At 45.2% G+C, this 12,204-nt stretch carries 11 protein-coding genes and 2 pseudogenes; 4 read left to right on the top strand and 9 right to left on the bottom strand.

The window, feature by feature from the left end; all coding sequences use genetic code 11:
- Window positions 1–158: 158 nt before the first annotated feature.
- Window positions 159–323 (top strand): annotated as a pseudogene (locus ACZ5KY_RS08620) (putative quinol monooxygenase); the annotation flags it as partial.
- A gap of 183 nt (window positions 324–506) precedes the next feature.
- Here the strand turns inward: ACZ5KY_RS08620 and ACZ5KY_RS08615 are convergent.
- The 6 genes and pseudogenes from ACZ5KY_RS08615 to ACZ5KY_RS08590 all read right to left on the bottom strand — a co-directional run bounded on the left by ACZ5KY_RS08615 (window position 507) and on the right by ACZ5KY_RS08590 (window position 5,362).
- The gene (locus ACZ5KY_RS08615; RefSeq protein WP_464243488.1) at window positions 507–794 is read right to left on the bottom strand and encodes a DUF503 domain-containing protein; all 288 of its coding nucleotides are present in this window, start codon (window positions 792–794) and stop codon (window positions 507–509) included.
- Between the two features lie 315 nt (window positions 795–1,109).
- Window positions 1,110–1,256 (bottom strand): annotated as a pseudogene (locus ACZ5KY_RS08610) (transposase); the annotation flags it as partial.
- A 193-nt stretch (window positions 1,257–1,449) separates the two neighbouring features.
- Window positions 1,450–2,673, bottom strand: a complete 1,224-nt coding sequence (locus ACZ5KY_RS08605; protein ID WP_464243487.1) for a CynX/NimT family MFS transporter — start codon at window positions 2,671–2,673, stop codon at window positions 1,450–1,452.
- A protein-coding gene (locus tag ACZ5KY_RS08600) for an IS3 family transposase (RefSeq protein ID WP_464242671.1) occupies window positions 2,615–3,771 on the bottom strand; the annotation gives its coding sequence in 2 pieces (ribosomal slippage) (window positions 2,615–3,522 and window positions 3,522–3,771; 1,158 coding nt in all). Before ACZ5KY_RS08600 ends, ACZ5KY_RS08605 begins: the two co-directional genes overlap by 59 nt.
- A gap of 110 nt (window positions 3,772–3,881) precedes the next feature.
- Complete coding sequence (locus tag ACZ5KY_RS08595; RefSeq protein WP_464243486.1) at window positions 3,882–4,541, bottom strand: FadR/GntR family transcriptional regulator; 660 nt, start codon at window positions 4,539–4,541, stop codon at window positions 3,882–3,884.
- Window positions 4,542–4,660: 119 nt separating this feature from the next.
- On the bottom strand, window positions 4,661–5,362 hold the full coding sequence (locus ACZ5KY_RS08590) for an START domain-containing protein (protein WP_464243485.1): 702 nt from the start codon (window positions 5,360–5,362) through the stop codon (window positions 4,661–4,663).
- A gap of 844 nt (window positions 5,363–6,206) precedes the next feature.
- Here ACZ5KY_RS08590 and ACZ5KY_RS08585 point away from each other — a divergent pair.
- From ACZ5KY_RS08585 to ACZ5KY_RS08575, 3 genes are all read left to right on the top strand, one after another.
- Window positions 6,207–6,407: a hypothetical protein gene (locus ACZ5KY_RS08585; RefSeq protein WP_464243484.1), complete on the top strand. Its 201-nt coding sequence runs from the start codon at window positions 6,207–6,209 to the stop codon at window positions 6,405–6,407.
- A 150-nt stretch (window positions 6,408–6,557) separates the two neighbouring features.
- Window positions 6,558–6,980: a choice-of-anchor F family protein gene (locus tag ACZ5KY_RS08580; protein WP_464244650.1), complete on the top strand. Its 423-nt coding sequence runs from the start codon at window positions 6,558–6,560 to the stop codon at window positions 6,978–6,980.
- Between the two features lie 197 nt (window positions 6,981–7,177).
- Window positions 7,178–8,503 (top strand): anaerobic C4-dicarboxylate transporter, encoded by a 1,326-nt coding sequence (locus ACZ5KY_RS08575; RefSeq protein WP_464243483.1) that lies wholly within the window; start codon window positions 7,178–7,180, stop codon window positions 8,501–8,503.
- Window positions 8,504–8,566: 63 nt separating this feature from the next.
- Here ACZ5KY_RS08575 and ACZ5KY_RS08570 read toward each other — a convergent pair whose 3' ends face one another.
- The 3 genes from ACZ5KY_RS08570 to ACZ5KY_RS08560 are packed head-to-tail and all read right to left on the bottom strand — an operon-like array spanning window position 8,567 to window position 12,166.
- The gene (locus ACZ5KY_RS08570; protein WP_464243482.1) at window positions 8,567–9,274 is read right to left on the bottom strand and encodes a response regulator; all 708 of its coding nucleotides are present in this window, start codon (window positions 9,272–9,274) and stop codon (window positions 8,567–8,569) included.
- Window positions 9,271–10,926, bottom strand: a complete 1,656-nt coding sequence (locus ACZ5KY_RS08565; protein ID WP_464243481.1) for an ATP-binding protein — start codon at window positions 10,924–10,926, stop codon at window positions 9,271–9,273. Before ACZ5KY_RS08565 ends, ACZ5KY_RS08570 begins: the two co-directional genes overlap by 4 nt.
- A gap of 22 nt (window positions 10,927–10,948) precedes the next feature.
- The gene (locus ACZ5KY_RS08560) at window positions 10,949–12,166 is read right to left on the bottom strand and encodes a GGDEF domain-containing protein (protein WP_464243480.1); all 1,218 of its coding nucleotides are present in this window, start codon (window positions 12,164–12,166) and stop codon (window positions 10,949–10,951) included.
- Between the last annotated feature and the right edge of the window lie 38 nt (window positions 12,167–12,204).

Below are 12,204 nucleotides of genomic sequence, written 5' to 3'. Positions count from 1 at the left end.
ATTGTGTTCTAAATATAGACCTGAAAAATATTCATGCAAGATAGTTATTTATGATGAGTTTTGCCACGCTAGGAAATTAAACGTCTTATATGAATTCTCCGAACTCCTCAAATTGTTAAAGCCACCTGTAAAAAGAACGATTCAATAGCTATCGGCTCCACTGGGATCAAAACACCCCCGCCACCTTTGTCTTTTACGAAAATTGGGCCAATGCTGCGCATCTGCAAAACCAGATGGAAACAGAACATTTCACTCAATATTTGGATACGATTGAAGATCTAACAGAAGAAACAGTTATTAAGGAATTGTCTCAGCTAGCTTAATGAACAAGGCCGATTCGGAATATCCAAATCGGCCTTTTAAATTTTATCACTACATAAGTCAACCGCCGACCTGACCCTTTTATATTGCAACTGCCAGATAAGAACTTGCCATCGTACCACCCATGACCATGAATATCTCACTATCACACTCGGTCGTTTACTTTTTCCTGCTTAGCATGGCCGTTAGAGATGAATGATCTCTATTTGAAAGTCCGCAATCTGCGCCAGGCCAATTTCCTCAACAGAATTCAACACTTTATCAACTTTTGAATTCACGACCCTTGAATCGTTGCCAACTAGTGCAAATCCGATTTCAGCCAACAAATAGCTGTCATTATAGTCAGTTTCCGCAATGGATATGTTGAACTTATTGCCAATCCGGCTAATGATAGATTTAACTATACTGCGCTTTTCCTTCAGGGAATTGATGCCATAAAGTTGAAATTTTATTTTTCCTGCTCCGATCACCATGCGGACACCATCAATATTTCCTTTGATAAGAATTCGTTTTCCAGTCGAAAAGTACAACCGCCAAAAACAGCAGACGGCGGCTCTAGTGGCGGACAAAGCTATCTGTTAATTCCACACAGTTTATTGGCAAATAATAGCTGTTTTTAGCGTTTACAAGCTCCGTTTCAGGGCGTAAATGACTGTTGTATGCAACTGAAGCTTCACGCAGGATAAAAGAATCGTCACGTTCCAGAGTTTTGCGCCCAAAAAGATCCACGGTGAAGTTGGTTGTTTCTATCAACTATAAACTGTTGTCCACCAACTGCAACACCTTCCATGATAGAGATCATGCCATAAGGCACCTTTACCCTTTTTCCTGCTATTGAACTCCTGTGCTGTTCTCCCCGCAATTAACTGAAGACTGTTTGGGATAACATCTTTATCGCCGTCGACAATAAGCAGATGGATATGGTTTGAAATAACCCAAAACAAGAATCTGAAGCTTGTAGCATTGCAGATGGAAACAGAACATTTCACTATACGATTTAAGATCTAACAGAAGAAACAATTATCCAGAAATAGACTCAACGTGCTTAACGAACAAGGCCGATTCGGAATATCCAAATCGGCCTTTTGAATTTTATCACTACATAAGTCAACCGCAGACCTCCCCCCTTTATACAAGCCTGTCCCTTCCCGCCTTGAGAACAAAGAAGAAAAGGAGAATATTGCAGGCGACAAGAATAAGAATAGGTATATCCCACGACCCAGTTATTTCGTAGACGACTCCCAACAGGATTGGCCCTACCGCCGCAAAAAGATAACCCGCCGACTGAGCCATACCTGAGAGTTCTGCTGCCCGCAGAGCATGCGGAGTACGCAGAGAGATAAAGGCAATGGCCAAACTAATGCAACCGCCTTGGCCAATACTGAGAAGGATTATAGAACAGATAAAGACAGGCTTTGTGGTCGCATAAAAGAGAAGCAACATGCCAACAAGATAGATCGTAGCCTTAACGGTACCAATGAGCCTCTGGTTTTTAAATTTATCGGCAATAATCGGAATCACAAAGGTTGCCGGCAGACCCACCAGTTGAAAGGCAAGGGCCATTGTCCCGGCAAAATGACTGCCCATACCCCTTGCCGTAAGTATCGAGGGAAGCCAGGCAACCAAGGAGTAAAAAAGCAGAGATTGAATTCCCATAAAGAGGGTTACCCACCAAGCCACGGGCGAAGTCCAAATAGATTTTCCGACAGAGAGCGCGCTAGTTCTATTAGGGGTATCTCGATCACCATCTGCCTTTTTAAGCTGAGGAAGCCAGATAATCATAGTGAAAATAACCAGCATGGCCCAAACGGCAAGACCATGTCGCCAACCAACACCATAGCTAGAAGCTAACGGCACACTTAGCCCGGCTCCTACTGCTGCAAATACACACATACTGGTGGTATAGATACTGGTTAGTCTGCCAACATGGGTTGAGAATTTTTTCTTTATTATCGCGGGGATAAGGACATTGCCTATGGCAATCCCCAAGCCCATCAGAGCGGTACCGACAAAGAGTCCAAAAAAATTGGTATAGGACCGAATCAACTCCCCTAAAAGGATAAGAACAAGTCCAAAGAGCATGGTGTATCCAGAGCCGAATCTCTTGCTTATCTTAGAAACAAAGGGCGAAAAGAGAGCAAATGCCAGCAGAGGAAGAGTGGTGATAAATCCAGCCTGAACATTATTAAGGCCCAGATCTTCCATGATAAGATCAATAATAGGGCCAACAGCGGTAATGGGAGCCCGAAGATTAAAGGCTATAAAAATAATACCTATGACCAGGATGTAGTGGTCAACTAATTTCGGACAGTACGTTAGGTTCTTTTTCTGCAACAGCTGGTGCAAGCCCATCATTTCTCTGATGTGGCCGTTGCCAGTTGTAGTAATCCATCAAGTATTTACCAATGTCTTTCTTTGCTTCGCTGAAGCTCAAATAACCTTTTGATGGCATCCATTCACTTTTGTAGCTACGAAATACGCGTTCCATTGGGGCATTGTCCCAACAATTTCCTCGCCGACTCATGCTTTGCTTTATCTGGTAACGCCATAATCTCTGACGAAAGGTTTTGCTGCTGTATTGGCTGCCTTGATCTGAGTGGAACATCACACCCTGTGGTTTTCCTCGTAGTTGATATGCATGATCAAGTGCTGCAATGGCTAAATCAGCATCGACTTTTTCAGATACACTCCAACCAACAACTCGGCGCCTACAAAGATCCAAAACGACGGCAAGATACATCCATCGTCCGTGTGCCCAAATATAGGTAATATCGCCGCACCATAATTGATTCGGTCGTTTCACATCGAACTGACGGTCTAAATGATTCGGTATGTCTGGTCGCTCCACCTTTGCTACTTTGTATGCGGGTGGTTTGGGTTGTTTACTAACTAAACCGGCTTCCTTCATCAAGCGACGAACTTTAAACCGACCAATGATTTCACCCTGTTCACGTAATTTGGTGACGATGCTCCGACTGCCCGCTGATTGGCGACTGGCATTGAATATTTCCGTTGCTTTGGCTCGAAGACGTAACCTTGTAATATCTATCCTTGTTCGTCGCTGTAGATGATCATAGTAGCTTGAACGTGGTACTGAAAATAGTGCGCAAAGTTTGCGAACATTGCTATGCTCTCTTAATTGGGTGATCAACCTGAACGTTTTATATCGTCCGACATCAAGAGAGCGGTAGCCTTTTTTAGTATCATTTTATCGGTCTCTAACTCTTTGATTCGTTTTTCCAGTTGTTGAATACGTTGCTGCTCTGGCGTTAACGCTGCAGCTTTAGGAGTTCCGCCACCATATTCTTGTTCGAGTTGGTTAACCCAACGGCTGATGGCGGTAGTACCAACATCCATCGCACGGCTGGCTTCAGTAACAGAGTAGCCCTCATTGATAACCAAGTTGGCGGCTTCTCGTTTAAACTCTTTCGTAAATGATCGTCTTCCCATAGCTATGAACACTCCTTGTTGATGGCTCAATATACCACCTTAAGTTGTGTCCGGCTTTAGTAGACCACTTCAGGACAACACGAGGGGAAAATATTTTTTTCATTGTGCCTCTAGTGGATGGCAAGAATTTGATCAAGAAGGTTAACTGCTTGCCTGCCGTCTCTGTCTTCAATCGCCTGAAAAAGTTCTTTATGGAGCACAGAGAATTCCTCATCTTGTTTATGTCCAAGACAGACCTTTTGCGCAACAGCATTACTGATAAACTTAGAGATCGAGCTGTAGAGATCGTAAAGGATTGTGTTTCCAGCAGCCTTGGCAATTGCCAGGTGAAATTCGATATCTGTCTGGCCATACTCTTCTGAGGAACTGTGAGCAGAGTTCCTCGCTAACAGAGCCCTCTCAATACGGACAAGATCTGCCGCGGTGCGCCTTTTAGCGGCAAGCTGAACAATTTCCCGCTCGATTACAAGACGGGCCTCATCCACCTCACTCTGCCGAGAGCCACTTAAGCGACTAAAGATATTACCCTCAAACCTCCCAGTGGAAACAACATAGGTGCCATCTCCCTGACGTGACTCAAGAACACCCGCCTGAATCAGTGATTGAATCGCCTCCCGTATGGTATTTCTGCTAACAGCAAATTGCCGGACAAGATCGGGTTCCGAGGGAATCTTATCTCCAAGCTTAAGATCACCACTTTGAATATGTTCCTCTATCTGCTGAGATATCTGCTTCGGCAGGGAGTGTTTTATGGGGCGTGCTAGTTTCACACATTCTCTCCTTATAGGCTTTGCACTTGTCCAATGTTTGGACAAGCAAGAATATCTATGGAGAATGGACAAGTCAATGGATACTTCAAGCAGGTAAACGGGAGTAAGCAGAATCAATCCTATCCCTTAACCAACCCCCGATACCTCGGCGTCTCCAACTCATCCCCCTGCCGAACGCGCAACTGTAACGCCTGAATAAACCGCACGGGCCACTTCTCTTGAATAATGGTCTTTACAAAGGGGGGAATCCAACCACCGAACTCACCTGAAAAGGTGAAGGTCACGCGGCTACGGTTTTCATCGAGAGGGATAATTTCGAAATCGAGGACGGCGACATCGACGAGGACATGATCATCACTTGCATGCCGTTTTTGTTGGGAGTTGTTCGCCGAAAAAATGACGCGGTCAGCGTGATAGTTTACGGTGCCAACAAGGAGAAATTCGCGGTCCCAGAACGGCCACGGGGTGGTGTAATACTCACTAAACTCGAACTGATTTGCCGATAACTCAGTGTGTACTTTGCTACGTTTTAGTTTGGGCGCCCACTGACTTTTGTGCTCAGCATCCACCATCGCCATAACAATCTGTTCAACAGTGGCATCAACGGTGGCAATGGCTTTGAATGGCAAATAGCCTTCAACCATGGTTTCAGCACGATACAGTGCTACGCCTTCGTCATTTTTTAGATACTGCCATGTATCGTTGCTACCATTAGCCAATAGTGGGCAAAGTACGGTAAAGAGCGTAACAGTAACGATCAACAGGATACAATGGGCTATTTGCACCATGGAGCGTATAGCTGAAAAATTTGACTGTTGCATGATTTTGACCCTCAATACCTTTTTATGGGCGGGGGAAGTCCCCCTTAAAATTATCACGATAGAGTGAACTCACACAATCACCGCAAGTGATTGTATACGCACAAAACAGCCATATTTTAACAATATCTTATCTTTTCGGCTAGTTATCGCACATGGCACACTATCTGCTTTATGTGATATGTCTCGTGAATTCCACGTAATGATTATTCGATTTAATTTAGTGAAATTTCAAGTTGATAGAATGGCCGATATTTTTAACATTCTATACTTTTGACTCAAACCTGTTCCTGTTTACGAATAATCAGTTCAACAATGTTATTGGTTTTTCTATGTTATGCGCCCCCTGCTACGCTGTAGTAGGGGGCATTTTATTATCTACCACCTCATCATCGTATTAATCAGGATCAATCACCAACGACAACGCGAATAAATCTCCTCACCAAAACAGCACATAATTTTCGCTGCCAACTACACGGTTTTATGACGGGAGTGAAAACCGTTGTTAACCTTCACCACGGCTTGACCGTCTAATGATTGAAACCCTAAAACTCATTAGGGTAAATCACCCTTAATTTATCATACTAGAGTCAACTCACACAATATTACTTGCATCACTGCGTGTATACGCACTTGACACAATCCCCATTACCCTAATGCTCTTAGTTAGTTATCACACGTGGCACAATATCTTCCAGATGTGCCATGCTTCGTGAAATCGTTTCAATGATTTTTCAAGGCAAAAATCTTCATCGTCCTCTGCTAGGTACTTATTATCTTTTTTTTGTAAGAAAAGAGGGAAATTATGTTTTAAGTTTCAAAACGTTTTACTTTAGGCTGCGCGCTAATGCTTGTGGCTTTCGCACTCAACGCTAACGCAGCAACAGTTCAAGGCTGGAACACCAATGAGGTTGTCACCGACTCGGCTCCGTATATTGAGTCTGAGAGTTATTACAGCACATTTATGATCCAAACGGCTCAATGGAGGATTTTGGTGGCGTCACGTGAAAAGAACGCGACACCCAAACACCTCGACTCAGCGTTGTAAATAACGATGAAGTTGATGGCACTAACTGTATTATGTGTGCTGGATTCAACCCTTACAATTTTCAGTTAAATAGTGCAGCGATCCATTTCAATCAAGTAAACGGTTCAAGCTTTACAGTACTAATAATCAACCGTTTACCTTAAATATAATATTACAGCAAGCGATGACAATACTTATCGTGTGTTGCAAAAACACAGTGACTATGCCCCAACTCGCTGGCAAGATTTCACCCTTGAGCTTGGATTTTTGATGGCTGATGAAACATTTGTCGCTTCTACATCTGACGATGGCCTGAGTTTTTCAGAGAGTAAAGGTAATACATACACTCAGCCTATAAGTGCCGAAAAAGTTCGCGACCGCGATCTTTCAGCATTATTTTCACAAGGGCTGTTTGGTGCACCAGATAAAAAACATCCTGAAAGTGGCTATTTCAATCCTAACGTTCGAGCCACTTTTGCTATGACCGTTGATGAAGATGTGATCATAAGCCAAGGAATTTCAGCCGGATTTTTATTATCAATCGCCATCCCCACATCTCATACGAACTTTTTAATAATCATCTCTACTCTCTGATTAAAACCAACCGTGAACAAAATAAACAAAATAAACATTAAAAACAAAAAAACCTTTAATTCCAGAAACTTCCAATTTTAATCTCTGTGTTTATTATAGAATCGTAGCGTGAAAAAACATCACGATGCGCTTCTTTTAACACCCACATGTGTCACTGCGGTGACCCGTTTTCTTCATCTGGAGAGGGGAGATTAGCCATGCTCTACGTCCAGTTTTCGTTCTTACTATTGATGCTGTATATGGGAAGCCGTTACGGTGGAATCGGTCTTGGAGTTGTTTCAGGTATCGGCCTCGTGGTTGAAGTATTTATTTTTCAAATGCCACCAACGTCGCCACCGATCACGGTCATGCTGATCATTATGGCGGTTGTTACCTGTGCCTCGATTCTTGAAGCGGCGGGTGGCCTCAAGTATATGTTGCAGATCGCTGAACGAGTTCTACGAGCCAACCCGAAACGCGTTTCAATTTTGGGACCACTGGTCACCTATACCATGACTTTTATGCTCGGTACAGGTCATGCGGTTTACTCGGTGATGCCAATCATCGGTGATGTAGCACTTAAAAACAAAATCCGCCCTGAACGACCAATGGCTGCATCGTCGATCGCTGCGCAACTCGGTATCACCGCTAGCCCAATCTCGGCAGCAGTGGTCTACTATCTCTCTCAACTCACCCCTTTAGAGGGCAGTATCACTCTGTTATCAATCCTGAGTGTTACCATTCCTGCTACCCTAATTGGTTTGTTTGCGATGTCACTGTACAGTATCCGCCGTGGTGTCGAACTTGAAGATGATCCAGAATACCAGCGCCGCATGCAAGACCCCATCTTGCGTAAGCGAATTGAAGAGACCACAGCGACCACTCTCGACGAAACACTACCAAATTCGGCCAAGCATTCGGTTTTCCTATTCGGTCTGGCTTTAGTCACCATTGTTATCATCGCCATGTTCCCTGAAATTCGCACTATTGGCGAGAGCACGAAAGCCATTAAGATGTCGGTCATTATTCAGATGATGATGTTGGCATTCGGTGGTTTAATTCTCCTTGTTACAAAAACTAAAGCATCGAAAGTTCCTGAAGGGGTTGTTTTCAAATCGGGCATGGTTGCAGCGATTGCTATTTTCGGTATTGCGTGGATGAGTGACACCTACTTTAAATTTGCTCTGCCTAGCTTTAAATCGGAAATCATCGACATGGTGCAAACGTCCCCTTGGACCTTTGCCTTAGCGATGTTTATTGTCTCGATAGTGGTCAACAGTCAGGCTGCAACATGCCGCATGATGCTCCCTGTTGCCTTAGGGATCGGTCTATCGCCAGCGCTGGTCATCGGCATTATGCCAGCCTGCTACGGTTACTTCTTTATCCCCAAATATCCATCGGATATCGCTACCTGTAACTTTGATATTTCGGGCACAACGAGGATTGATAAGTACTACTTCTATCACAGTTTCATGATACCGGGGTTGATTGCGGTGATCACCGCCTGCCTCATCGGTTATCCGTTGGCTAAAATACTAATTTAGCACGGAAACAAATCTGCTTTAAACAACAAAGGCTCGCCATCGAAACGATGGCGAGCCTTTGCGTTAACCTTCACTGCGTGGCGAAAAATAGCGCCGCTCGGGCCGACCAACACTGCCATAGACCACATCGGCTCGTAGCTCACCAGTCGTGATAAGGTATTCAAGATAACGACGAGCAGTGGAACGACTGGCACCGATACTGGTCCCCACCTCCTCAGCACTTAACCCCGCCGCTGCCTGAGGATCGTGATCGTGAAACACTTGCTGCACTTTACCGAGGGTTAACAGGTCAATCCCTTTCGGCACCCCACTGTTATCAACATTAGTCGTGGTCACATGACCATGACGGAGCTGATCGATCTCGGCTTGATTCAACTTAGTTACCCCGCTTAACTGGCCACGATAGCGCTGAAAGTTATGCAGCGCCTCTTCAAAGCGTTTAAACATCACCGGCTTGACCAAGTAATCGAACCCCCCCGCTTGCAACGCTTGTTGAATGGAGGTCACCTCTTTGGCGGCGGTGATGAGCACCACATCAACCTGTTGCCCTTGACCACGCAATTGATGGAGCAGATCCATGCCGTTGCCATCAGGAAGATAGAGATCAAGTAACAGCAGATCGGGCGATAACAGCTCAGCCATTTCCTGCGCTTCGGCTAAACTTAATGCCATCCCTACCACTTCAAAGCCAGTGATCTTCTCAACAAAACGGCAGTGTAGTTCGGCAATACGAGGGTCATCTTCTATAATGAGTACCCGCAATGGTGTCATGATCGTTCCCCTCGTTGAGGTTTTTTTGGCAAACTCAAGGTAAACAGCGCCCCGCCTAAATCACCGGTAGATATGGTCAGATCCCCCGCTAACTGCTTGACATAGCGACGCACCAAATACAGACCGACACCGTGGGCGTGATTTAGGTCATGCTCGGCAGGTTTACTGGTGTATCCTTGCTGAAAAATGGCCTCCTGTAATTCTACGCCAACACCTGCGCCTGAATCTTCGATCTCAAAGATCAAATCATGACCGATATCGGTCATAAACAACTGAACACACGCTGGCCGTTGGCCATACGCAACCGCTGCTTCAAGGGCATTATCAATAAGATTACCAACTATCGTCGCTAACTTATCAAAATTATAGTCAGCAGGGATATCAGCCATCGAGCTTTCCGGATCAAGTAAGAATTCCACTTTCATCTCGTTGGCACGGTTGAATTTACCCATGATTATAGCGGCTAACGTGGTATGAGGGACAGCTTGAGATAAAAACTGAATCAGGCTTTGTAGCCCTGAGGCTTCGTGACTCACCAACTCCAACGCTTCATCATAGGCTTCGATTTGGAGTAAGCCACCGAGCATGTGCAATTTATTTGAATACTCGTGGGCCTGAACACGCAGCATCTCAGTAAATTCTTGGCTTTGACGCAACTGCTGTTGTAAGCGCGTTAGGTCATCGACACGGCGAAAACTGGCGACCATACCAGCATCAGATAATTCATGGACAATTGGCACACTAGTGAACAGCAGTTCTTGACCATCAACGGTAATTTCACGCAACGATTGTTCAGCACCGGGTTGCAACAACGGTAAAAACTCGCTGTGGTCAAAGACCTCATCCACCTTTTTACCGAGAACCTGCTGTTGTGGCTCAAAATGAAAATGTTCCAGTGCTGCTTGGTTGATGAGGCGAATTTCACCATGGCCGTCAACGGCGATAATACCGGCTCGAATTGACTCAAGAATCGCTTGGCGCTCCAAATACAACGATGAGATCTCGCGTGGCTCAAGCCCTAATGTTTGCCGTTTAACATAGTGAGCAATGGCAGATGCACCGAGCATTGCTACCAGCAATAGCATGAATATCAAGGTCGCTGGCTCACGCTGATAACCGTGAACGGTATCGGCAATATCCTGTTGTAAGTAGCCAACAGCAACAAAACCGATAATCTGCTCATCGCTGGAATAAACTGGAACAATACCGCGTAACGAATGGCCGAGGCTTCCTGTTGCTTGCGACAGGTAGGAACGACCTGTGGTCAAAGCATCCCGCTCATCGCCACCACTAAAAAGTTGACCAATTTTTTCGTGATTGGGGTGCGAAAGACGACGACTTTGACGGTCAGCAACAACAATGAATTCAGCACCGGTTTTCAGGCGCACTGCCTCGGCGAGTTGTTGCACCTGAGGTTGTAAGCTGGAATCGGTTAATGCTGTTACAACCACCGGCATGACGGCGACGGTGTGGGCAATATCGAGAGCACGTTTACCGATTTGATCCTGCGAAATCGCTCCGATAAAGGTGGTAAAAATAGCGCCGCTGATCAGTAGCTGCAAAAAAACAACCAGTGACACGAGGATCAACATCTGCCCCTGAAGAGACTTCGGTTGAAACCTCAATGCGCTAAGCCTAACCCGTTGCCCCATTCAAACCTCCATCAACAAAACATTAACAAATCTGATTCCGACCACTATTTTTCGCCCGATACAGAGCGGTATCGGCTTGTTTAACAACCTGAACAGCCGTCTGTTTACGCTCACGATGTTCAGCCACCCCCATGCTCACCGTCACCTTTAAAGTCTTTGGTTTAGTGCTCTGCCTAGCGATATTTTCAGGTTTTTTCTTTGGCCGTGGTTTACTACGTAGGGAAAAATCAGAGCGCGAAATATTGATTCGCAGCTCTTCTAAATGGGGCAGTACATCATCGCGCTTCTTACCCGAAAACACCAGAGTGAACTCTTCACCGCCATAGCGAAATGCCTTGCCGCCCCCCTTAACATTTGCCAAGCAACCAGCCACCATTTTAAGAACTTGATCACCGATATCGTGTCCGTGAGTATCGTTAACCCGTTTGAAATGGTCGATATCGACCATTGCTAACGTGTAGCAACCTGACAAACGTTGCAGATATTCATTGAGTGCGCGTCGACTACCTAAGCCAGTTAGTTCATCGCGAAAAGCCATTGAATGCGAGGCTTCGAGCAGGGCAACAATCAGGATCAACACAGCGGTGGCACTGTAAAATAGAGCTTCATCTCCCATCACTCGTTGAGCAAGGAAAACACTTATCAACATCCACACTTGAGCTCCCCGCTCCATGCTTGGCCGCCAAAACAGGGCGACTAAAAGAGATAAAAACACCGCGACAAATGTTGTCATAGCGAGCGGTAGCATCGTGCCAAGGGGGAACTGAGGTACGAAATCGAACAACGGATGACAAAACGGATTCATCCGTACAACGTCCCAACTTTGCGATGGATAAAAGTGGTAGGCAAGCCACACAAGCCCGCCCTGACCAGTAATAATGATCAATCGAATTATGGTGGTAACCGACAGCAGATGACGCTCAGATGAAAATGCCAACCACAGCAAGTTTAACGGTAAAATAATGGAGATCAGCGCTAGCGAAAACGTGGTCAAGTGTGGTGGTAAAAGTTCAACGAGCTGTGGCTGGCTTAACGTTAAAACGAATAGTATCAACAGCAGACGTGATCGTTGATAACGACAGCCGAGTAACACTCCTAACGCTAATACCACATAGGGCCAAAGTAGGAGAAATGTTTGCAAAAGTTCAGACTGTGCTGTCCAGTTCCACACAGCCATAGACAACAAAAAAACCAAGCTGCCGGGAACCATTAAGCAGGTGATGATTCGACGACTATTCATAAATATACAGTTCGATTTTTAAGCGCATTAGAGTTATT

The sequence above is a fragment of the Desulfuromonas svalbardensis genome, from assembly GCF_055389415.1.
Note: the sequence above shows the minus strand (reverse complement) of the source record. Positions and strands in the feature narration are given on the sequence as shown.